Genomic DNA, 23,379 nt, shown 5'->3' on the forward strand with positions numbered 1-23,379 from the left:
GAAAGGGAAACATTGCTCCCTTTCATGGGATATGCCACTTACCAATCTTATTTGAAAGCCCTGCGGCTTCGTGCAGGCATCTCGTTTCCTTTTACTACACATACGGCAAGGCACACATTTGCCACACTCATCACGCTTGAACAGGGTGTACCGATTGAGACCGTGAGTAAGATGCTGGGGCATTCCAACGTGAGCATGACCGAGTGTTATGCAAAGGTAACACCGCAGAAACTCTTTGAGGAATTTGACCGTTTCCTTTCTTTCACTGAAGATATGCAGTTGGCTATCTGACCATTTCTTTCATTCAACATTGTTTTATCGTTAAATAAAACATGAACAATTCAATCAAAACCATTATGAGAAGTACATTCAAGATACTGTTCTATATCAACAGACAGAAGACTAAGGCAGACGGCAATACCGCCATTCTCTGCCGTATCACCATCGACGGAAAGAACGCAGCCATTACCACAGGAGAAGTGTGTAAATTCTCCGAGTGGAACACCAAGCAGGGTTTGACAACCAACAGGAAGACCAATCAAAGAATCAAAGAGTTCAGGGATTTGGTGGAAAAGACCTATCGGGACATGCTTGTAAAGGAAGGAGTAGTAAGCGTGGAACTTATCAAGAACCGCTTGCAAGGTATTGCCACCAATCCGACCACGCTCCTTGCCATGAGCAGGGCGGAACTCCAAGCAGTCAAGGAAAGTGTTGGCAGATCAAGGGCAGAGGGAACTTATCTGAACCTGTTCTATTCTGACAGAAATCTCCGTGAATTTGTAGAAAACAAAGGAGTGCAGGACATACTCATCGGAGCCATTACAGAGGACTTATTCGAGGAATACCGCTTCTTTCTCAAAAAGCGTGGACTGAAAGCATCTACCGTCAACAGCAACCTCTGCTGGCTGAGCCGACTAATGTTCCGTGCGGTCAGCAAGAGGATTATCCGTTGCAATCCGTTTGAGAATGCCAAGTATGAGAAAGAGGAAAAGAAGATACGCTTTTTGCAAAAGAGCGATGTGATGAAACTTATGGCAATGAAGATGAACGATAGAGAAGCGGAGCTGGCAAGACTGATGTTTGTCTTTTCCTGCTTCACAGGCTTGGCTATTTCAGATATGGAGAATTTGGAATACAAGCATATCCAAACGACAGCGGATGGACAGATGTATATAAGAAAGGAACGTCAGAAGACCAAGGTTGAGTTCATCGTGCCGTTACATCCCATAGCGGAAGCCATTATCAGCCATTGCCAGAAAGAGCAGGAAAGAAGTGAAGAATATCTGCCAGTGAAAGAAAAAGGGAACAGCCTTGTCTTTCACCGTGATTGCAGCCGTAGTGTCATGGATACCAAGCTGAGCATCGTGGGAAAGGCTTGCGGTATCCGCCAAAGACTTTCCTTCCACATGGCAAGACATACATTCGGCACGATGAGCCTAAGCGCAGGTATTCCCATTGAGAGCATAGCCAAGATGATGGGGCATGCCTCCGTATCAAGCACTCAAGTTTATGCGCAGGTGACGGACAACAAGATTTCGGAGGATATGGACAGGCTCATTGCCAAACATCAGGAAAAGAACAAAGAGGATGATAAGGTAACGGTAAAGGAAACTATTACCATAGGTACAATGGCTATTGCCAACACAGGCAGAAACAAAAGCATGGAGGAAACGGCATGAATACGGAAGATGGAATAAAGACCAAGGCTGCAATCCGTCTGGACACGGGGCGCAGCTACTTCGAGTGGGGAAATGGTATGCAGGTTATCCGCAGGGGAAAAGGCGAAGTAGCCATGACCGAGGGCGAGCTTGCAAGGTTCTTCGGAGTTACATGGAGAAAAGTCAATGGCAGACTTCGGACGATAACCGAAGAATCCGTCCTGCATCCAGAAGAAAGGGACGCAGACGAAAGGAAAATAGTCACGGATAAGGAGGTAAGGGGCTACGCACCGCTCTACCCATTACCTACAATTATCGCCCTTTCCTTCTTGCTTGACAGCGTAGAAGCCCACCTGTTCAGAAAGCATGTGTGCAGTGAGTTGATGCATCCAAGGAGTTCTGTCATTCCTATCATCATATATGACAGGGGTGTCAATAGCTGAATATGTACCAATCCTTTTTCTTTCACTGTTATCTTACTACATTACTACAAAACAAGGTAACACAGTGAAAGAGAAGGTATTACGTTGTAGTTGGTAGATGACTATATGTGCAACTACGGTATGACTACATACTACCAATCCATGAACGGAAAGGATATGTTTTTTAGCCGTGGAATGCGGTCAGAGAGGGAAATGACCATTCCGCTGCAACTCCTTGTATCATAGTCTTTTATTTTTTTATTCTTTTTAATTGTAGCCATATTGTAGCCACAACAGAGTATTTTGAGAGTACACGCAGATACTGCTACCCGAAATGCGCACTTGCATTTCTTGGGTTCAAAAGTACAAAAAAGTAGAACATCCTCCAAATTATTGTGGGAAAATGTTTTAGAAATCTTTTGGCTACAATTTTCAGTGCATGGTGCAAGTCTATATATATAGATAGACCTTGCACCATGCACTGACAGTCCCAAAGGTGTGATTGATTGATATGGCAGGCTAAAGATTTTCGCCTACGTATTGGGCAACACGGCAACAAATAACGCATAATGTTAAAAATGCAAAATGGCAATATAATGCCAATATTGGCAATTTAATATTCTTTCTAAAGCCCTATTTGTTAAGAACTTTGCAGCATTATTTCTAACAAAAAGACGGATACATATGAATACAAAGAAACAAAACTCCGGAAGTAACGCAAAATTCTACGTTGTACTTCCGACGCTTGAAATCATGCTCTCCGCCAGCAAAAACTGCAAGCTAAGGGCAGGCTATGCCAATATGGAATATTCCAACTTTATGAAACACTGCAAGATGCAGACCGACCTTCGTATCAACACTTATGCAAGATGTGCGGCAGCCTTCGACATGGACGTGCTCTTGATACATCTCCCCAAGGGTATGATTGAGTCCATGATAGCAACCACGCCCCATAAAAGCCTTCGCTTCTCCACAATGGAGCAGGAAGATCTCATCGTCATTCTCAATCGGCTGTGCAAGCTGGACAGTAGAAGATTTAAGCAGCATCTTATGCAGTTATTGCACCAATTGGGGAAGGACTCTGAATTTCCAGACGGATGATAATCCACGGAGAGCAACTATTCAATCCTAAACTGAAAAGAGAAGTGGCATATGACAGAAGAAGACAATTTACAAAAGACGGTAATTGCAGAGTTACGCTCACTAAGGAACGACATGGAGCGGATAGCCGGCTTTATCGTGGAAATGAGACGCGATTATTCCGTTTTGGAGGATAAGATGGAACTCAGTTCCTCCGACGTCATCAGACTCTTGGGCATTTCGCGGGCATCCCTTGCCCGATGGAGGGACACCAACGCAATCCCGTTCAGGTATATATCATGCAACCACGTTGCCTATCCGTTCAAGGGACTTTACGTCGCCGTCAAGAGCGGACGTGCCTCCTTCAAGGGTTTCAGACGAGTGGAAGCCCTACAACGGCTCAACGCCTACAAGGATGGTGTCCTTAAAGGATATATGGGTGATGGTCAAACTTTATTTGAGGAGCTATGAACATCAAAGAAGAAATACTAAGCCGAACTAACAAAGGACTGGATGTGTTCTGCTTCTATATGCCCATAGACTTTGTGCCAAAGCGCAATTTCCGAAATCCTTTGTATGACGACAGGCGTGCATCGTGCAATATCTATCTCGACAACAAGTCCAGCTGCTACCGAATGAAAGACTTTGGCAACGATGCCTACTCCGGTGACTGCTTTTGGTTTGCAGCCACAATGCTCGGACTGGACGTGAGGAAAGACTTTGTTAAGGTGCTTGAAACCATAAATCGGGACTTGCAGCTGAATATTTGCATTGAAAGGAAAGAACATAGTAATCCCCACACAATGATGATGAAGCCTTGCAAACCAACCTTAGTACAACCACCTAACCAGCTCAAGAAGATGGAAGGTAAAAAGTGGTACAAGCTAATTGAGCAATCTTTCAATGTCAAAGAACTAGACTATTGGGAGCAATATGGTATTGATACTAAGACTCTGCAACGTTTTCATGTAAAGTCGCTTGCTCGCTATGAGTCTGTCTCCAATCAGGGTAAGCCGTTTACACTTGGTTCAACACATGAAGATCCGATGTTTGCATACAGTATGGGAAAGTTTGTAAAAGTCTATCGCCCTAAGAGTAAGCTGCGCTTTCTTTATGGGGGTGAGAAAGTGAACGACTATGTTTTTGGCTTCCAGCAGCTGCCCAGCAAAGGGGATGTTGTTTTCATCACAGGTGGGGAGAAAGACGTGCTTTCACTTTCGGCTCATGGTTTCAATGCCATCTGTTTCAACAGTGAGACGGCACAGATTCCAGAGAATATCATCGAAGGGTTACAGCTCCGCTTTCGCCACATTATTATATTGTACGACTCTGATGAGACAGGCATTAGAGAAGCTAAACGGCAGACAGATGCACTTGCTCAATACAAGGTATTGAGTCTAACCTTACCATTGCAAGGGGGTAAGTCGGAGAAGGATATATCGGACTTCTTTGCCTTGGGCAATGAAGCAAAGGACTTGAAAGTGCTTCTTAATGATATGTTCACCAATATGTATGCACAGACGATGATGATATTGCAATCTTGTGAGATAGACTACGATAATCCGCCAGACGCTTCAAAGTCGGTGGTGGCAGTAAATGGTGTTCCGCTTGGAACGCAGGACAATCTGTTTTGTATCACAGGTGGAGAAGGAACAGGCAAAAGCAACTACATTGCCGCCATCCTTGCCGGCACTCTTGGGAGAGAACGATTAAAGGCAGAGCAAACCTTGGGATTGGAAGTAACTGCCAACCCCAAAGGATTGGCTGTACTTCACTACGATACAGAGCAATCGGAGGCACAACTCTATAAGAACTTGGAGAAGACACTTCGCAGGGCTGGTGTCAAGTCCGTGCCAGAGTTTTATCATTCCCTCTATCTGGCATCGCTATCACGCAAGGACAGACTGAAGATTATTCGTGAAAGTATGGACTTGTTCCATCACAAGCACGGGGGAATACACCTTGTGGTCATTGACGGTATAGCAGACTTGATACGCTCCGCCAACGACGAAACGGAGAGTATAGCCATTGTGGATGAACTCTACCGCTTGGCAGGCATTTACAATACTTGTATCATTTGTGTACTCCATTTTGTACCTAATGGTATCAAACTAAGGGGACACATCGGGTCGGAACTGCAACGCAAGGCTGCGGGCATTCTCTCCATCGAGAAAGATGACAATCCAGAATACTCAGTGGTAAAGGCACTGAAAGTCCGTGATGGAAGCCCACTCGATGTACCGATGATGCTGTTCGGCTGGGACAAGACAGAGGATATGCACGTTTATCGTGGGGAAAAGTCGAAGGAGGATAAAGAGAGACGCAAGACCGATGAGCTGTTAGCTGTCGTAAAGTCTGCATTCCGTGCCAAACTAAAGTTATCATATCAAGAGTTATGCGATGTGTTGATGCGAGAAATGGAAATTAAGGATCGAACGGCAAAGAAGTACATTGCCTATATGAAGGAGCAGCGTATCTTGTCGCAAGACACAAGTGGTAACTATCAAAAAGGAGAATTATGCCATACATAGAACATACTTCAGAAAAGGATTGGTGCAAGCGATTGTTTGACAGATTGAAAACTGTCGAGAATAAACTCGATCAACTGCTTGTACTGAAAGAGCAGTCTGTTGATACAACTACCCATCCGCCTCTTAAACCAGAGTATCTTGACATCATCGACGTATCGAAAATTCTCAAAGTGGAGCAAAAAACCATCTACAACTGGGTTTGGGCCCATAAGATACCATACCTAAAAGCTAACGGAAGACTTCTTTTTCTTCGTGAAGAGATAGACGAAATGCTACGCAAGCGTGATGAATGGTAATCATCTTTCACGATATGAATATGTATTTTGTTATGTAAATGCTTGCGTTTACATAACAAAATGTGTATCTTTGCACAAAGATTGAATTGTATGACAAGCAAGGGTATTAAGAAGAAAATATCAGAATTCGAAATGGGAAAAGTCTTTAAGTTAGAAGACTTAGGGCTTTTGCACACCGAGCATCAAGCAGCAGTGATGACTTTACGAAGACTTGTGGAAAAAGGAGAAATAGAGCGGCTCAGTCCGGGTCTCTACTATAAACCTAAAATAACACCTTTCGGAGAAGTCGGACCTACTATGGAAGAAAGATTTCGGGATTTATTATACAAAGATAACCGCCCTGTAGGTTATCTGACAGGATTCTACGCTTTCAACTTATTGGGACTTACCACACAGCAATCTACCACCCTCGAAATTGGGACAAACTTCCCTCGTCGAAATAGAAAACGAGGTATGTATGCAGTTCGGTTTGTAATACAAAAGAATGAGATAAACAAGGAGGTTATTGATATGCTACGCCTGTTGGATTGCCTTAAATGGATAAAAAAGATACCCGATACGACTGTTGACCAATCCTATTCTCGTTTGAAGAATTTAATAAATGCCTATTCTAAAAAAGAACAGGAGCGGATAGTGGAACTTTCGATGAAATACTCTCCTTTAACTCGTGCCCTGCTGGGTTCGATGCTTTCTGACAAATCATTGACAGATAAATTATATCAATCGCTTAGTCCGCTAACGCAATTTAGGATTGGACTTTCACCATCACTCGCAAAAAAACAATGGAACATACAATAGCCAAACAACTGCATTTGGAAAAAGAAAATTTCAGAGACCTGCTTCATGCCGCTTCTGAGGAGCTCACCATCCCTATCCAACTGGTAGAGAAGGATTACTACATATCGTCCATACTTCGTGCTCTTTCTGAAAGTAGTTATACCGAACAGATAGTATTCAAAGGTGGTACGTCCTTGTCTAAGGCTTATCAACTGATAAACAGATTTTCCGAAGATGTAGATTTTGCCGTCATAAGCGAACACATGAGTGGTAATCAAGTAAAAATGCTACTTTCGCACCTCATGAAAGAAGTTACAGCTAATTTGAAAGAGGATTTAGATTTCAGCGATATTTCCAAAGGATCAAAATATAGAAAACAAGCTTTTCTCTATAATACTCAAGTAGGATTGGATGAATTATCCAACCCTGTACCAGCAAGAATTATAGTGGAAATCAGTGCATTTGCCAATCCATTTCCCCATGAAATACGAATAATTGAGCCATTTGTAACTACATTTCTAAGAAAGAAGGGAATGAGTTCCTTTATAGAACTGTATAATCTTACACCCTTTGAGTTAAATGTGTTGTCACTCAGACAAACTTTATGTGAGAAAGTCGTATCGCTTATTCGTTTTTCAATGAGCGACACTCCATTGGCATCATTGACATCCAAAGTACGTCACTTCTATGATTTGGATGCACTCCTAAGCATAGAACAATTACAAAACTATATTTCCAGCGATGCGTTTGTGTCAGATTTGACAACACTGATAAAACACGATCAGCAAGCCTTTGATGAGCCAAGAGGCTGGAAACTTTTGGATAACCTAAATCAATCTCCCTTGATAAAAGACTTTGAAAATATATGGAGTTCTCTGACACCGAAATATATTGAGAATTTATCTAAAATCGCATACCGTAAGATACCATCACCAGATAATATAAAATCCTCTTTCACCAAGATTCTCCACTCGATAGAAAATATTGATTTAGGACGGCAAGAGAATTAAACATTTAGGAAAGAACGAATATTCATAAAGAAAATCTCTTTTGTTTTACAGAAAGACCCCAAAAGTTAGAAACAAAACTTTTGGGGTACATTATTTCGGAATTAGATGTTTTAATGCCGCCATTTCGGACGAAAACTCTGTGAGCGATTATCTGCTTCTTGTGTCTGTTCATTGCCTATTTTTATTGATATAGAAGTCTCATTTTCGGACAGACTATTTCCCTGTTCTTCTTTATCTTCTTTGTCCGCTGAAAGCGTTAATGCAATCTTCCTATCCAACTCTGCCACCTGCCCTTTGAGCGAGCGAAGTTCGTCCTCTTTCTTCCACGTCCCATTAGCAATAGCAGTATAGATTTCCTTATTGGCTGCAACCTTTTCTTTCTCCTTCTCATGCGATTCTATCACCTTGGGGATACGCCCCAGCGCACCCAAGAAGTTCTCACACGCAAGTTTCGGGTCGGTAGCCAACTTACCATTATTATAGGTATAGTAGATACTCTCCTGCCCTTTGACAAAGAAACGATTCATGGAGCAGTCAAACAAATCCTTTGAGGTACTTTCCGTTTTCACCATGATGGAAAAGCCATAAATCTCTCCGATTTTGTTGTACTCGCCCTTGGTGCGTGCCTTGTCGTTAATTTCTTGCAGGCGTGCGGCAATGACCTTGATGTCCGTACTGTCCTCCACACCTTTAATGACAAGTTTATTGATAGGATTACCTTCTTTGTCACGCTCCACACGCTTCTCAAAGCACGCCAAGTCTGCCTTGGCTTCCTTGATCTTGTCTGAATGGAAAGACACGGAGCTGTCAATCTCCGCCAACTTGCCCGTTGCGGCATCACGCTCACGGAGGAAATTCTTACGCTCTGATTCCAGCGTGGCAATCTTCTTGTCGAGTTTGGCTTTCTCTAACAAGTCCGTATTACCAGATAGCACGGCAACATACTCTGAAAAGTTCATACCGCTATCCTCGTCCATCGAACCCTCGTCAATGGTACGACTGCCGAGCGTGTTGGTCTTCAGCTGATTGATAAACAATTGCTTGTTATGTAGTAGGTTGAACTTATAACTGTCCAACGACCGCTCCACGGCATAGATAATCACATCGACCTTATTGTCTGCAAACTCCTTGGCGACTAAATTGCCTTTACGGATTGCTCGACCGTTGCGCTGCTCCAAATCAGAAGGTCGCCAGGGCGTGTCAAGTTGATGGACCGCCACTGCACGCTGCTGGGCATTGACACCAGTACCCAACATGGATGTAGAGCCGAAAATAATACGAATATCTCCACGGTTCATCGCATCTACCATCGCTTTTTTTGCCTTCTCGTTCTTACACTCTTGGATAAAGCGTATCTCGTAGGATGGGATATGATAGTCTTCTACCAGCTTACGCTTGATTTCCGAGTAGATATTGAAATCTCCACCGGGCTTATACGTACCCAAATCGGAGAATACAAACTGCGTACCTTTCTGTGCATCATACTTCTGATAGTAGTCATTGAGTAATTTCGCACAATGGCTTGCCTTATTGTCGATATGGTCTGAGTACCCGTTTTCGTCTATCATACGTAGATCTAAGCTCATTTTGCGGGCATAATCAGTCATTAAGAATCAAGGGAAATAGGGGGAAACGCAAGGAATGTAACTATTTGAAATAGCATTATTTAGCATTTTCTTACTATTTTAAGGGTAAGCGAAAACAAGCATCAAACGGCAGGAGTTCCGTTACCAAATCGTAACCCATCGAAGAAAAGGCAAAAAGGGGTTACGAATTGAAGGTAAACAACTGTGTCATTGGTTTTTATTCCTCATCTTTCATTTTTCTGCATCGCTCAGGAATACTTGTTCATCTGTACCTTTGCAAGCAAAGGAAATTTAGAAAAAACGACAGAAAGATGAAAGAAAACAAACTCAAAGTATCGTTCTTCGTTCAGGCGAAACGAACCGACAAGAAAGGACTTGTGCCTGTCATTGGGCGCATCTCCGTTGGCAGAACCCATTCGGGCTTCTCCACCAAGTGTAAGACTCCGCTCGCTCTTTGGGACAGCCGTAAGCAAAGGCTCATTGGAAAGAGTGCAATGGCGGTGTCCGTCAATCAGAAACTCGGCGAATGCACCGCACTCATCCACGCACGCTTTCACGAACTCAATGAAAGAGAAGAAGCCTTTACCGCCACCGATGTGAGGGATGCCTATCAGGGGCAAATCCACCGCCAAGCCTTGCTCTTGGAGAGTTTTGGGGAGTATCTCGCACAGACAAAGGAGCGCATAGGCATCGACCGAGCCTTAAAGACGCTCAAACTCCGTACCTACCAACTCTCCCTGCTCCGTGAGTATGTGCGGAAGAAGCACAAGGTAAGTGATATTCCACTCTCACAGCTGGACAAAGCATTTATCGAGGGCTTCGAGTATTATCTCACCATTGACCGAAAGCTGAAACGCAGTAGCATATCGAGTGCCTTATCCACCTTGCAGACCATCGTCCGCATGGCGGTGAAGAAAGGTGTGCTGGACTTCTATCCGTTCTTGGGCTACAGTTACGAGCGACCAAAGGGCGAACCGAGAAGTATTACGCAGGAAGAACTTGAGCGCATCATCGACTTGGAGATTGAATGGGAGAACTATCGTATTGTCCGTGATTTGTTCGTCTTTTCTTGCTTTTCAGGGCTTGCCATCTCCGATGTCCGTAATCTTCGGGAGGAAAACATTGTCTTGGAAGAGGGCGAACTCTGCATCAAGGGCAGACGCATGAAGACCAAGACCCCGTATCGTGTACAAGTGCTTCCCCCTGCTTGGGCGATAATGGAGCGGTACAGAGGAAAGCGTGCAGGCTTTGTCTTTGACGTTCCAACTACCGACATTATCCTCAATGGTATGCACTACATACAACGAAACATCGGCATGGAAACTCCGCTAACCTTTCACATGGCTCGCCATACCTTTGCTTCGCTTATCACGCTCTCAGCAGGTGTACCTATTGAAACGGTAAGCCGTATGCTCGGACACACCAACCTGAGAACAACACAGGTATATGCAGCTGTATCCTCCGAGAGAATCCATCGGGACATGCAGAAAGTGCAACAACGCATACAAGATACATTCACTTTAAAACTTTGATATTATGGCACGAAGCACATTCAAGACACTATTCTATATCAACCGTTCCAAAGAGAAGAAGAACGGCAAATGCCCGATTATGGGGCGCATCACCATAGACGGTAAGCAGGTGCAATATAGCACGAGAAAGGAAATCAATCCTGACCTTTGGGATAGTCGTAAAGGGCGATGTAAGGGGATAGATGAAGAGACAAAGGAAATCAACCGCTATTTGCAAACCAAAGAGGAACAAGCCAAAGCAAAGTATCAAGAATTGGTTTGGCAACGTGGCTATATCACTGTCGAGTTGCTGAAACGTGAACTCATGGAAGAAGACAAGCCCAAAGGTTTTCTTTTGGAGGAAGCACGACTATTTATTGAGGAAAAGCGCCCATGCGTAGGAGTGACGATTGCCAAGCCGACTTTTGCTAATTACATCTATGCAGCGCAGCTCATTAAGTCCTATCTGCGTGAACGCTTAGGCCAGGAAGATATTCGATACGCACAATTGGACTATGCCTTTATTGAGGGATTGGACTTCTACCTTAAATCAGAGCGCAACCTATCTCTTGCCACTATTCAGGTAGCGGTCATCTTCCTTAGGAAACTCATCGGCATCGGTCAGCAGAAGAAATACATCCGCATTGACCCCTTTGTAGATTACAAGGCGGAACTGCCACACCGCACACGCAGGTATCTCACTACGGAGGAACTGCAAAGGGTACTGCAAACACCCATTATTGACAGGCAGTTTGAGCGAGCAAGGCAACTCTTTCTTTTCTGTGCCTTCACTGGTTTGGCTCGTGTGGACATGCAACGGCTCAAACCAAAACACATCATCCATAATTCAGACGGCACAGAAGAAATCCGCATCAAAAGGCAGAAAACAGACGTGGAAGCCATCATTCCACTCCTGCCCATTGCCAAGCAAATCCTTTCGCTCTATATCAAGGATAAGAAAGCGGACGACTTGATATTCCCCAATCTCACAATAAGGAAAGCATCCTTTGCATGTGTGAACATCGGGCAGATATGCCGGATAGATAAGGGCTTGACCTTTCACAAGGCTCGCCACACATTCTCAACCACGATTTGCCTTTCCAATGGTATTTCGATGGAAACGCTCAGCAAGATGCTCGGACACAGCAATATCGGTACGACACAAATCTACGGAAAGATAACCGACCATAAGATACAGGAGGATATGACTGCACTCACAGACAGGGAGCATACTGTATTTGAAGGTTATTGTGAGTCGATAGCACGGCAGAACGTGCCATTGCAACACGCATAAAAAGGAAGTAATTACCAAGCATTTATTATTCACGATTGAAAACCAAATGATTATGAAAAAGAACAACAAACAGGAACTTTCTTACTTTCGATTGAAATTAAGAAGTTATATGAGTGAGCATCACCCCGAAAGATTGCAAGATACGGAGTTTATCACTGCACGGACAGATATGGCTCTCACAGTTTACTGCGATGCCGTGGCGCAAGGCTTCACGCACCCCGAAGCCGAAAGTATGGCAAGCGAGGTTTTGTATCAAGGCTTGCACTTTTCCAAGTACGACACGCTTGTATCCGTGTTGGAAAACGAGTTTGAAAGGGAACTTCCTGCACCGCTCCCAGAGAGACTCGCAACCATATTGTTGTCGAATAAGGCTGTTCAAGCCACATTCGACAAGTTCGGTTTGACGGACACATTGGATTCTGACGAGCAATACGGCCGTCTTTACACCGAACTCACAGGCACGATAGTGCTGCTTACCAAGAGCAATCATTTGCCAATAATTGGTCAGACGGAGGGGTAAGCCCAAAGGCGTTGTAAGCAAAGGCACACGCAAAGTCCCTGATGCCGTTTCTTATCGTGCAAAGGTACAACGGCAGCCTGTCTGCCCTGACAAGGTCAAGTCCTGCAGATGGAGAGAAGAATCTCCACCGCAGGATTTTTCTTTTTCAAGGTGGTATTGCCATTTTCAATATTCGTGCGGTCGTATTCATCTCTCCCAACCTTGCAGGGCTGGGCTGCCGTAGAGAGTATAGGCACGACAAGAATACGGCATACTCAGGCTCTTTGGACGCAAGGCGTAACAGCCAACAATAGATAGGACTGACGATAATACGGACTATCTGTTGTTTGTACAATTTATTGTCATGACTATCTGTTGTTATGACTATCTGTTGTTATGACTATCTGTTGTTATGACTATCTGTTGTTATGACTATCTGTTGTCAAAACTATCTGTTGTCAAAACTATCTGTTGTCAAAACTATATATCGTCAAAATAATCTATCGACAAAACTATCTATCGATAGTTCTACATATCGATTTGTCGAACTATCGAACTGTCGAGAGAATAATTGCTATGTGATAAAAGGAAAGAGCCGGCACCTCATCTCATTACCGCAATAATGCAGACTGATTTCCTTTGCTTTTTCTCTTGTTTTCCTGACATTTCCCTGCTTTTCCTCGTTCCTTGCAGCGATGCCCTTGAACACTTACTTTTGCACACGAGAAATACGGCAACGGACTGCATAACAGTTTGTTTGCCGAGTAACAATAAAGTAATCAAAACAAAATCAAGGAAATGAAACTCATTATCATCGACCGCAAAGCGTGGGAGCGACACCGCTCCGAATTTGCAGACTTTATCCACAGTATTGAACAGCTTATCGGCAATCCGCCCGAAACGGACGAATGGCTCGACAACGAAGCCGTGTGCAAGCGTTTGGGCATCAGCAAGCGTACCCTACAATCATACAGAGATACGGGTAAAATTCCTTATTCAATGATTGGGCATAAGTGTTATTATAAGGAGAGTGACATCACGGATTTACTGAACTCAAAAACTGAATGAAATATGACAGAGAACGAAATCATAACACAGGAAGACCCTCAGATGCAGTCGTTTTCACAACTGATGGAAGGAATATTGAAGAAATTGGAGCGTTATTGCGCTACCGCCCGTCCGATGTTAGGCGGAGAGGTTTACCTCACTGGCGAGGAGGTTTGCAGACAATTACGGCTCAGCACACGTACGCTCCAAGAGTACAGAAATGCAGGAATACTTCCTTTCTACAAAATCGGAGGGAAGATACTTTACAAACAGAGCGACATACAAACAATGCTTGAAAGGCATTATAATCCAATACCGCAAACAGGTAAGTTATGAGTTAAGTTAAGAAATCAGTTGCGACTTAAGTCAAATGGTCAGTTATGACTTTGGTCAAGAAATTAGTTTCGACCTAAGTCAAAATTAACTTTAGTCAAAAATATATCAGCTCATAAAGTCAGTAAGTCAAGAAATTAGTCTAAACTTATCTCTTGACTTACTTCTTGAACTTTGAACTCTCGTCTATCAAAAGCACCCCAGAAAGGTTACTTTATGGAACATAACAAACTATCTCTTTCTCTATACTGGCAAGGTGTGTTTTTGTGACACAAACTGCCGTTTGTACCACAAAGACCCTTGCCCCGAAAGGGGATTAAATCACTCCAAAGTCGTGATTAGAAGAACAAAAACAAGAGAATATGGCAAGCGATAAATCAAGGAAAAGGGTAGCGAAAAAGTATGGTGATATGCCCGACAAGTGGGACGATTGGCACGTCCGCCTGCCCGACCCGAAAGAGCAACTTCGGGTGATAGAGCTCTATCACAGGTCTGGTTCAAAATCCAAGTCAGAGTTTGTGCGTGCAAGGCTTTTGGGTGAGCATTTCAAGGTGATAACGGTGGACAAGTCCGCCGTGGAGTACCACCGCAAGCTCTCTGAACTCACAGCCCAAGTACATAAGATTGGAGTGAACTACAATCAGGTGGTGCGACTGATGCGCCTTTATACGGCAGAGAAAAGCATACAGGCATTGTTGCGGGAGCTTATCGGTTTGACACAAGAACTCACTGCCTTGCAAGAAAAAGCAGTGAGTTTAACCATTGACTATCGAGAGAGATAAGGAATGTGCGATGGAATTATATGTCCCCAAGCATTTTTTGTAGCAGATTGCCCGATGTTCGAGTTATCTGGAAATCCACCGTTTGGTTTTCCACAGTTTTTATGTCGGCTGACTTGAAACGGCATAGGGCTTTCTGACGCTCCAATGTGTCACGGACGGAAGAAAGGTCTTGTATCTGTCCTGCAAATGTTCTGTAGGGAGATTGTAGATAAATCATTTGTCCCTTCGTATCTTCAGGACGCTTATTCTCGAACTTCAATAAGATGGTTATATCCGTACTGTCCGCCGGTGTTGCGGTTGTTACTCTGTGTATGGTAGCCGTTCCTGAATACACCTGCTTATAGGGCAGGAAATAGGCTATGGCTAACAGACAAAGCAACACAGCCCCAATGGCGGTGATGCCGTATCGGACAAGCGAGGAGGGTATCTGTCCCACGATGCTGCGTACTTTCTCGCTGCGAAGCTCAAAACTCCGTTCCTGTTTCTTTGCTTGTTTGTCCATATCAGTTGCCCAATTCTAATTGATTCTTCACTAAGGCAAAGTATTTGCCACGTTTGGCGGTCAGTTCTTCGTGTGTACCCACTTCTGCGATTTTGCCTTCGTCAAGCACTACTATCTGGTCGGCATTGCGGACAGTGGAAAGGCGATGTGCCACCACGATAACCGTTTTTCCTTTGTAGAAATCCGAGAGGTTTTCGGTAATGGCTCGCTCGTTGTTGGCATCGAGGGCGTTGGTGGCTTCGTCCAAAAATACGAACATCGGGTTCTTATAGATTACCCTTGCAATAAGGATGCGTTGCCGTTGTCCCTGACTGATGCCCTGCCCGTCCTGTCCTATCATCGTGTTGTAAGCCAATGGCAGGGCTTCTATATAGTCGGCTATGTTTGCCACACGGGCAGCATGGCGGATACGCTCGATATCGGGTTCGTCGTCCGAAATGGCAATGTTTCTCGCAATGGTATCGGAGAAGAGATAGCCCTCCTGCATCACCGCTCCGCATTGGCTCCGCCACCAACCGAGATTGTATTCGCTCAGATTGGCATTGCCTATCCGAATGCTTCCATTCAGGGGTTCATAAAATCCCAGAAGGAGTTTTACAAGCGTGGTCTTTCCACTTCCGCTCGCTCCCACGATTGCGGTTACTTTGCCGTTGGGTATGTAGAGATTGATGTCGGAGAGAATATCTTTCGGACTGTAGATGTCGTATTTAAAGGATAGGTCTTTTATCGTGAGGGAATGTCCCTCGGCTGTTTCGTCCGTATAGGCATTTTGTGTCCTATCAGCATTTTCTTCGTTGGTTTCGGTATGTATTTCGTTCATGCGGTCAAGGCTGATGCTTACGTCCTGCCATGAGTAGATAAACTGGATGAGTTGTTCCACAGGACTGTTGAGCTGTCCGATGATGTACTGCACCGCCAGCATCATACCGAGCGTCATGTTTCCGTGTATCACGGCAGTGGCGGCAAGAACGGTAATGAGGATGTTCTTCACCTCGTTGATGGTGATGCTTCCTGCCTGCTGTACTTGTTGCAGATTGAGGGATTGCAGATTGACCTTGAACAGGTCGGCTTGCACGTCCTCCCATTCCCAACGCTTGTGCTGCTCGCACCCCTGCAGCTTGATTTCCTGCATACCGCCTAAAAGTTGGTAGGTGACGTTGCGGTTGCGTCCTGCCTGCTCAAAATACTTGTAGTCCAACTGCCTGCGCTTTTTGAGGAAGAGAATAATCCAACCTGCATAAAGCGATGTCCCCAAGAGGAAGACAAGGAAAATGCCAAGATTATAGACAGCAAGGACGACACCAAAGACAAGGAAGGTGAAGAACGAGAACAGCAGATTCAGGCTGCTTGATGTGAGGAACTGTTCCACTCGTCGATGGTCTTCAATGCGTTGCAGGAGGTCGCCCATCAGTTTGGTGTCGAAAAACTTCATCGGCAGTTTCATCAGTTTGATGAAGAAATCCGATATGAGCGAGATGTTGATGCGTGTGGAGATGTGCAGGAGTATCTTTGAGCGGATAAACTCGATGGCGGTACGACTGAAAAGGAGCATCATTTCTGCCAGCAGCACCAACCACACAAACCCGATGTCCTTTCCCCCGATACCTGTATCTACAATAGCTTGGGTGAGGAATGGAAAGACAAGTTGCAGGAGTGAGCCGAGCAACAAGCCGAGAATGAGTTGTGTAAAGAAACGCTTGTATTTCTTGAGATAGCTCCAGAGAAATTTCACTCGGCTTTGAGTCGGCACTGCTTCCGTATCGTTTTGAGCATAGAATTGTTCTGTTGGTTCGAGGAGAAGAGCAATACCTTTCTCCTCGCCATTGGTCTTGGTGCTTATCCAATGTTCGCAAAACTCCTCTTTGGTATAGGTAACATGTCCTTTGCCCGGATCTGCCACATATATGGTATATTTTCCTTTATTGTGATTTTTTATCTTATAAACAACAACAAAATGATTCTGATTCCAATGGACGACGCAAGGTAGAGGAATTTCATGGGCGAGGGTATTGAAACTCAAACGTCCTCCAATAGTTTTGAAGCCGATGGTTTCAGCGGCTTTGCTGATACCAAGAAGAGAGACCCCGTCTTTGCCTAAGGAACAAATCTTCCGTAATCCATCCCTATCAACCTGTCGTCTATAATAGTTGACCACTATTGCTAAGCATGAAGGACCACAATCCATAGCATCGCGTTGCTTGATATTGACGAACTTGGTTTTCCGCATCATAAATTAAATTTTAATGTGAAACTTTTCCTCAGACATAATGATTTCTCTTGCAGGATATATTGCATATCTAAGAGCATTGTCTTTAAGTTCTTCTATTTGATCTGGAGATATTTTCCAAAAACGGCGAAAACTAGAACTATGAACAATTTGACAAATATCAATACATTTGTCAAATTTTCCATATGTTTCAGGTAAATACAAATCATTTCGGATGAATCCAATTTTGTCTATTGCCATTTTATTATTATAAAAGGTATTATAATGAAAAGCCTCAGCAAACATAGCTCGATTAATGATTAATCTATCAATCGGCCATTTCTTCTGTGAAAAATATTGAAGTGTTCCTTGAGTTGTTAGAACATCATCCGCAAAAGATAATTCCCGAGTATTACAAATAATTATTTTATTTACCTTTTTATTAGTTTCAGTAATTTGTGTAGCATCTTTAACACGAAAATGCTTTCCATCAATATATAGGATAATAGACCTCAGACACGACACTCGAAAAAAATTCAAAAAAAATGAAACAAATTCATTTGTAATATCATTTCCCAAAAATCTTATCTCTGCATGTTTACAATGTAATTCTTCTATTGCCTTAGCAACTTCAGATAAATTATAATTTGAAGTAGATGAATACTCCAACTGTAATCGTTTTATATGCGAAGGTGAAAATTGGGGCAAGATTTTAGGGTAACAAAAACCTGAGATGTCAGATGTTAAAAAGCCAATTCCTATTTTTAGAAAATATGCAACCCAATTATATATAACCTCCGAATTATGATAATTCGAAGCTACTGAACCTATGGTATCATTTTTCAATAAATGAAGTAGCTCAAATGCATCTAATGGTAGTATTTCTATTCTGTTGCTATTTAGTAAATAGACAGCGCATCTTTTAGAATCAGAGACTGGGTAACAATCTCCAAATAAACAGAAATACTTATTATAGAATTTACTATTTAACCCTTTCATTGCAATCGGAATCTTCTATTAATATGTTTGACATTGGTACAGAATCCAAATAATTGTTTAAACTCTTGGTTTGAAGTTGAATAGAAGAACTAAATTTAACATGCATATAAAGTTCTCCAATTTCATCTGTTTTCTTTACTTCAAGAAATCTAAAAACCAATGGAACTTTTTTAAGATCCTTATTATATATTAATTGTTCAAAGTTATGTCTTTTTTTATCAGCCATTCTGCAATATTTTTTTCAACACAATAACCACAAGAAATTGAAGGAGACAAATATTGTCCAACAGGATTCACTTCGAGAAAATAATATTTTCCATCTATTCCTTTTAAAACATCTATAGAGCCTGTGTTAAGGTTAAGAGTATTCATTAATTTTCGGATTTTTTCCTTGAATTCATCTGGGAAATTATAAGGTACCCATCTAGAAGATTGATAATTTTGTTTTACATCTACGGTTCTCTTCCTACCCTTCTTTTGGGGGACAATTGCGGAAGAATAAAATTCACCATCCAAATAAAATGTTCGAATTTCATATTCCGATTTTATCCGTTCTTGAAATAAACTAGGAAAAAATCTATTGGGAAGAGAAGTTAACACTTTTTGATTGATTTCTGTTACATAGGAAGAATACGTTTGTTCTCCAATCGTATAATAAGAAAAACCGTTTAATGGCTTATAGATTATAGGAAATTTTGCGTAAAATTTTAATAAATCGTCTTTCGATGTTGAAATCAAAGTTCTTGGAGTATATAATCCGCACGACTTTGCAATAGAAAGAACAATTTCCTTATTGACTTCTAAAACTGATGGCTTTGGTAGCCAATTCTTGTCTTTCAGTAAATAAAAGAACAATTCTGATAAATGTGCTAGTTCACTATTTGTTTCAGCATTAAGGCGTCTATTTATTTCTCCCAAATTATATGAAAGACGAAAATCAAAATTCACCTTAAATCTCCTATAAAAGATAGAGCCAATTTCTTTTGTAAGATTTAGAGAATTATAAAGCACCTCCTTTGTCGTACTATCAATTGATAAAGTATTAGTTTCGTTAATAAAATCTTTTAAACATACTTTGACGTAAGGATGCTTAAAATACTCCAACCATTCTGTTACAGGGTCAGTTCCTTGTTCGTAAAAATTATAAGTCAATATTAATACCATAAAAGAGGAAGGAAAACAATCTGTACACGCTACATAATAGTAGCGTGTACAGATAAAATTAAGGGTTACGAACAACCATTAAATACCATTTAGTTCTTGCTGAGAAATGCTATCATAGCTTTCGCTGTGATCATGATGGTTGGACGTGTCATTGTGATTCGAAGTATCATCATGGTCTGATGTGTCATCAGAATCAGATGATACCGCCACTTCAATAGGACTAAATGCACCAACAAGGTGAATTTGTTCGTTAGCACTAAGAGACTCGAAGTCTTTCAAATCTAAAATACTTTTCATAATTACATTAAAATTTAGTTAAACAATTTTCAGTTCCTTGTTACATTATGTATAATAGAACTGAATTTCTTTACTTTATTTCTTGAAGAAAAATGATATACAAGTTGAATGCCAACTCTTCTCGTATCTGTATTATTTTTTCTATATTCATTAAATCCATTAGCATATATTCTTGATTGCATCTGATTTTGTTTGAAAATATCATTAGCAAATAACGATATTCTGAAAGCATCATTTAATGTTGAGAATGTATATCTAAATGATAAATTCGACCTTGGTTCTTCTTTTGTATTCTCGAATTGTGAAATAGGAAAATAGGAAAAAGTAATATTTACCCTGTGCTTACGATAATTAAAGCCAAAAGGTAAAGAAACAGCAAGATACTTATTATTATATTGAGAATTATTCTCTGATATCTTGAAATTCCCTGTTTCTAAACTGATATTGGGAGAGAGGTAAAAAAACTTCCAATATTGTGAATAATAAACACTTGCAGTAAACATATGTGAAATACCAAGACTTGTATATTTATAAAGGAATTTATTGTTTTGATAGGCAGGAAGAAGAATCCACCAGTTTGCACGACGACATCCTCCAATATTAATCCCCAAATTCCCTCTTCGGTATGATAAATTCAATTGACTGTTTCTATATGGTTTAAGGTCGCTATTGCCTGTAATATCTATTCCTTCATTTTCTTGTTTTGTTATGCCAGCAAGTTGCCCAGAAAGAGGTCTTGATGTATTTTGATCATACCTTATACTAAATTTATGACCTTTTATTTCATAACCAAGCAGAATATGAGGATCCACATAAAAATAATGCGTTTTATGACTGGTTGAGTAATCAAAAGTAATTCCTGCGTTAAACTCAAATTTTCCTAAAGAACCATTCAAATACATATCTTGCCTAAATGTGTGTTCCCAAAAGTCCTGTAATTTGATGTTATGAAATACATCTTCAGCCGTTAAAAACATGTAAGAGTAAGAACTGAATGAGCGAATCTTGAATTTAGGGTTTCTGAATGTGTATGTATAATCAACAGAGGCGTTAGGCGTGATATTATAGCTCTTCATACTCTGAAGTAATGTGTTGTTAGTATTTCTCAATTTGTATTGGTCATTCTTGTTGTTAAATGCCATCTCTAAATGGAGTTTATGCTTGTTCTTCTTCAAATCAAAATAGACTCCGGTAGTGAAAAAACGATAAAATTGAGATGCATCCATATCAGAGACATTACCAAACACATTTGAAGTTCGAACTTCTTTGTTGTTAGACACAAGGTAATTTATTAATACTCCTGCATTTACTTCTTTTGAAAGGTTATAATTATTAGCGTAATCAACATAAAAGTCTTTCGTTTTTTTCTGTTTAGCATCCTCAATGTCTTTTACAACACCATTATCAAAAACATATTGCCTTGTAGAAGAAGTCGGAGAACGATATGGATTTGTCCTTAAATAAAGGCTATTTGCTAATTTTGCAGTATTTAACACGCCACGAGTGTTGATAGTCCCATAATCACCTTCTCCTCTTGAGTATTCTGCGGTAGTTGTAGTTTCAAATCCTTTTATAATTACAGAATTTACAATAAGTTCATAACTATTACCTTGCGGTAATCTTTTAAAAATTATAGATGAAACATTTTCAGCAAACAAACTCTCAAGCATTTGCAACATATCTGCTGTCAGTTGTCTGCTTATCCCTTGACTGCCAAATCTTACAGATACCACAGGAAGAGATTTATAAGTTAACTGACTGCTATTCTGAATAAATCCAGGAACTTTTTGCAATATTTCAACCATATTGTTATTTTCAAAAATCGTAATACCCTTTATTTGTATTTGATCTTCCATAAGTTTGCTTTTTACGATAGGTCTCTTGCCTAGTACGATTATTTCCTCCAACTTTTTTTCCAGCTTAGTTTGGAATGTAAGATGAGATTTTACATCGTCACACCCAACAATTGTATCAAGAACCTGTTCTCCAAAATATGCGATAGTAAAATGATAAGGACAATCATTTCCCTCAAAAGAAAAATTCCCGTTTGGTGAGTATAATTTCAACGAGTCCAACTTTGAAGCCCCCACCACTTTCAATGTATAATTTATAAAAGGTTTACCGTCTTCATCAATAACATTTCCTGTTATCATTGTTTGTGAATACAGATTCAGAGAAATAAAAGCTATTGGTATAGCGATGAAAAATTTAAGATGTTTCATACTTAACTACTTATTTGTAACACCAAAATCAAAAGGTTAAATTTTTTTCAAAGATATGAAATATATATTGTATTTGCAAGAAAACCACTCATTATTTTTTATTAGGCATATCTTTTCTCGTTAAAGTTAATAGTCTTTCTTAAAAAAACATTATATTTGCGGCAATAAATCAAGTGTTCTTTGAGGCATTGCAGAATAAAGAAAGGAAAAGTAATCCGCTCGTTTCCAAGTCGTAACCCTTTTCTTCTTTATTTGTTGTCATTTCATTGATTATCTGAAAGATATAAATTTCTAAAATCTTTTGCGGGCGTAGTCAGTTGCAATGAGCATCTTTGCCTTTTCCTCACTCTCACTCAGTGGTGCACGTCCCAAGAGTGTGGCATTGCCCGTCTTGGCGAACTCCATCAGTTTGCCGATAAATACTTCCTGCTCTGGCGTGGGCGGTATGTTGTGCAGTATCTCGTTTTTCTCGGGACGGTCGATACCGATGTCCTTTGCCGTGCGAAAATCGCAAATCTCCGCATAAAAGTAATAGAAGCGAATGTAATCGGCTGATTACAAAAGGAAAGCATAAATAAGAATAATAAAAGGTGAACGATTTGGAAACGAGCGAGTTTCTTTCTCCTTCTTTATTTTGCAATGCCTCAAAGAACTCTTTATTCTTGTTTGCAAAGATATAAATTTTTCACAAGAAGGTATGCGGATTTCAAGAAATTCATAGAAAACTTCACTGTATGAAATTGGAAAAATTATGAAAATCAGAGAAAAAAGATGCTGAAAAATTTGTTGTAAACAATTTGGTTTTATATATTTGCGTCATATTTTCCTATAATATAAGAAAGATTTTTTGAAGACTTACCTGAGGATCTATTTCATAGTCTAAAATAAAGACACTAAACACAATAGCTTATGAGAAACTATTACCTATCCTTATGTCTATTCCTGCTATCTTTCCCGCTATATGTGGAAGCCCAGTCGCCAGGTGGCGTTGACGGTGCGGAGCTCTGGCACATGACGGTACCCATGAACACGGATTTAACTGGCAATTACTTCTGGAAGGACTATGCCGGGGATACCGTGCGTTCACGAATCTTGGACAAACAGAGCGGTCGATATGGAAAGGAATTTATACAGTCCCAGCAGCATGTGCGCACGTTTAACTT

At 41.3% G+C, this 23,379-nt stretch carries 24 protein-coding genes and 2 pseudogenes; 17 read left to right on the plus strand and 9 right to left on the minus strand.

Annotated elements, in window-relative coordinates; all coding sequences use genetic code 11:
- The 9 genes from C7379_RS11480 to C7379_RS11520 all read left to right on the plus strand — a co-directional run.
- Positions 1-291 (plus strand): tyrosine-type recombinase/integrase (locus C7379_RS11480; RefSeq protein WP_165815070.1); only part of this gene is annotated, 291 nt, incomplete at its 5' end.
- A gap of 65 nt (positions 292-356) precedes the next feature.
- Positions 357-1,679 (plus strand): site-specific integrase, encoded by a 1,323-nt coding sequence (locus C7379_RS11485; protein WP_207773429.1) that lies wholly within the window; start codon positions 357-359, stop codon positions 1,677-1,679.
- On the plus strand, positions 1,676-2,101 hold the full coding sequence (locus C7379_RS11490; RefSeq protein ID WP_004344869.1) for a hypothetical protein: 426 nt from the start codon (positions 1,676-1,678) through the stop codon (positions 2,099-2,101). Before C7379_RS11485 ends, C7379_RS11490 begins: the two co-directional genes overlap by 4 nt.
- 663 nt (positions 2,102-2,764) lie before the next feature.
- Positions 2,765-3,181 carry a hypothetical protein gene (locus tag C7379_RS11495; protein ID WP_004339693.1) on the plus strand — a complete coding sequence of 139 codons (417 nt, stop codon included), beginning with the start codon at positions 2,765-2,767 and terminating at the stop codon, positions 3,179-3,181.
- 51 nt (positions 3,182-3,232) lie between these two features.
- Positions 3,233-3,631, plus strand: a complete 399-nt coding sequence (locus tag C7379_RS11500) for a hypothetical protein (RefSeq protein ID WP_008450566.1) — start codon at positions 3,233-3,235, stop codon at positions 3,629-3,631.
- Positions 3,628-5,691, plus strand: coding sequence for a bifunctional DNA primase/helicase (locus C7379_RS11505; protein WP_116617415.1), 2,064 nt, complete (start codon positions 3,628-3,630; stop codon positions 5,689-5,691). The genes C7379_RS11500 and C7379_RS11505 overlap by 4 nt, the downstream gene beginning before the upstream one ends.
- Positions 5,679-5,987, plus strand: a complete 309-nt coding sequence (locus C7379_RS11510) for a helix-turn-helix domain-containing protein (protein WP_008449194.1) — start codon at positions 5,679-5,681, stop codon at positions 5,985-5,987. The genes C7379_RS11505 and C7379_RS11510 overlap by 13 nt, the downstream gene beginning before the upstream one ends.
- A gap of 90 nt (positions 5,988-6,077) precedes the next feature.
- Positions 6,078-6,785 carry a type IV toxin-antitoxin system AbiEi family antitoxin domain-containing protein gene (locus tag C7379_RS11515; protein ID WP_021668849.1) on the plus strand — a complete coding sequence of 236 codons (708 nt, stop codon included), beginning with the start codon at positions 6,078-6,080 and terminating at the stop codon, positions 6,783-6,785.
- On the plus strand, positions 6,770-7,774 hold the full coding sequence (locus tag C7379_RS11520) for a nucleotidyl transferase AbiEii/AbiGii toxin family protein (protein ID WP_036864678.1): 1,005 nt from the start codon (positions 6,770-6,772) through the stop codon (positions 7,772-7,774). The genes C7379_RS11515 and C7379_RS11520 overlap by 16 nt, the downstream gene beginning before the upstream one ends.
- A 110-nt stretch (positions 7,775-7,884) precedes the next feature.
- On the opposite strand, the pseudogene C7379_RS11525 reads toward C7379_RS11520, so the two are convergent.
- Positions 7,885-9,384: pseudogene (locus tag C7379_RS11525) on the minus strand (helicase-related protein); the annotation flags it as partial.
- A gap of 287 nt (positions 9,385-9,671) precedes the next feature.
- Here C7379_RS11525 and C7379_RS11530 point away from each other — a divergent pair.
- The 7 genes from C7379_RS11530 to C7379_RS11555 all read left to right on the plus strand — a co-directional run bounded on the left by C7379_RS11530 (position 9,672) and on the right by C7379_RS11555 (position 14,826).
- Complete coding sequence (locus C7379_RS11530) at positions 9,672-10,892, plus strand: site-specific integrase (protein WP_116617417.1); 1,221 nt, start codon at positions 9,672-9,674, stop codon at positions 10,890-10,892.
- A gap of 4 nt (positions 10,893-10,896) precedes the next feature.
- Complete coding sequence (locus C7379_RS11535; protein WP_116617418.1) at positions 10,897-12,165, plus strand: site-specific integrase; 1,269 nt, start codon at positions 10,897-10,899, stop codon at positions 12,163-12,165.
- Between the two features lie 52 nt (positions 12,166-12,217).
- Entirely contained in the window at positions 12,218-12,685 is a 468-nt protein-coding gene (locus tag C7379_RS11540) for a DUF1896 domain-containing protein (RefSeq protein ID WP_116617422.1), read from the plus strand.
- A 41-nt stretch (positions 12,686-12,726) separates the two neighbouring features.
- Complete coding sequence (locus C7379_RS12780) at positions 12,727-12,978, plus strand: hypothetical protein (protein ID WP_165815071.1); 252 nt, start codon at positions 12,727-12,729, stop codon at positions 12,976-12,978.
- A 484-nt stretch (positions 12,979-13,462) separates the two neighbouring features.
- Complete coding sequence (locus C7379_RS11545; protein WP_116617419.1) at positions 13,463-13,732, plus strand: helix-turn-helix domain-containing protein; 270 nt, start codon at positions 13,463-13,465, stop codon at positions 13,730-13,732.
- 3 nt (positions 13,733-13,735) lie between these two features.
- On the plus strand, positions 13,736-14,047 hold the full coding sequence (locus tag C7379_RS11550; protein ID WP_116617420.1) for a helix-turn-helix domain-containing protein: 312 nt from the start codon (positions 13,736-13,738) through the stop codon (positions 14,045-14,047).
- Between the two features lie 359 nt (positions 14,048-14,406).
- Positions 14,407-14,826, plus strand: a complete 420-nt coding sequence (locus C7379_RS11555) for a plasmid mobilization protein (RefSeq protein WP_116617421.1) — start codon at positions 14,407-14,409, stop codon at positions 14,824-14,826.
- A 16-nt stretch (positions 14,827-14,842) separates the two neighbouring features.
- Here C7379_RS11555 and C7379_RS11560 read toward each other — a convergent pair whose 3' ends face one another.
- From C7379_RS11560 to C7379_RS13160, 8 genes and pseudogenes are all read right to left on the minus strand, one after another.
- Positions 14,843-15,328 (minus strand): hypothetical protein, encoded by a 486-nt coding sequence (locus tag C7379_RS11560; RefSeq protein WP_028901967.1) that lies wholly within the window; start codon positions 15,326-15,328, stop codon positions 14,843-14,845.
- A gap of 1 nt (position 15,329) precedes the next feature.
- A complete protein-coding gene (locus C7379_RS11565; protein ID WP_116617423.1) occupies positions 15,330-17,555 on the minus strand; it encodes a peptidase domain-containing ABC transporter in 2,226 nt (741 codons plus the stop codon).
- 6 nt (positions 17,556-17,561) lie between these two features.
- On the minus strand, positions 17,562-18,533 hold the full coding sequence (locus C7379_RS11570) for a hypothetical protein (protein WP_025877542.1): 972 nt from the start codon (positions 18,531-18,533) through the stop codon (positions 17,562-17,564).
- Positions 18,517-18,759 (minus strand): hypothetical protein, encoded by a 243-nt coding sequence (locus C7379_RS11575; RefSeq protein WP_004362754.1) that lies wholly within the window; start codon positions 18,757-18,759, stop codon positions 18,517-18,519. The genes C7379_RS11570 and C7379_RS11575 overlap by 17 nt, the downstream gene beginning before the upstream one ends.
- Positions 18,723-19,697: a grasp-with-spasm system ATP-grasp peptide maturase gene (gene gwsG / locus C7379_RS11580; RefSeq protein WP_025877539.1), complete on the minus strand. Its 975-nt coding sequence runs from the start codon at positions 19,695-19,697 to the stop codon at positions 18,723-18,725. The genes C7379_RS11575 and gwsG overlap by 37 nt, the downstream gene beginning before the upstream one ends.
- Before the next feature lie 78 nt (positions 19,698-19,775).
- Positions 19,776-19,994, minus strand: coding sequence for a hypothetical protein (locus C7379_RS11585; RefSeq protein WP_025877538.1), 219 nt, complete (start codon positions 19,992-19,994; stop codon positions 19,776-19,778).
- Between the two features lie 29 nt (positions 19,995-20,023).
- The gene (locus tag C7379_RS11590; protein WP_025877536.1) at positions 20,024-22,216 is read right to left on the minus strand and encodes an outer membrane beta-barrel protein; all 2,193 of its coding nucleotides are present in this window, start codon (positions 22,214-22,216) and stop codon (positions 20,024-20,026) included.
- Between the two features lie 291 nt (positions 22,217-22,507).
- A pseudogene (locus C7379_RS13160) lies at positions 22,508-22,744 on the minus strand (helicase); the annotation flags it as partial.
- Between the two features lie 381 nt (positions 22,745-23,125).
- Here C7379_RS13160 and C7379_RS12620 point away from each other — a divergent pair.
- A partial coding sequence (locus C7379_RS12620) for a hypothetical protein (protein WP_133241898.1) occupies positions 23,126-23,379 on the plus strand: 254 nt, incomplete at its 3' end.

The sequence above is a fragment of the Hallella colorans genome (assembly GCF_003096815.1).
Classification (GTDB): domain Bacteria; phylum Bacteroidota; class Bacteroidia; order Bacteroidales; family Bacteroidaceae; genus Prevotella; species Prevotella colorans.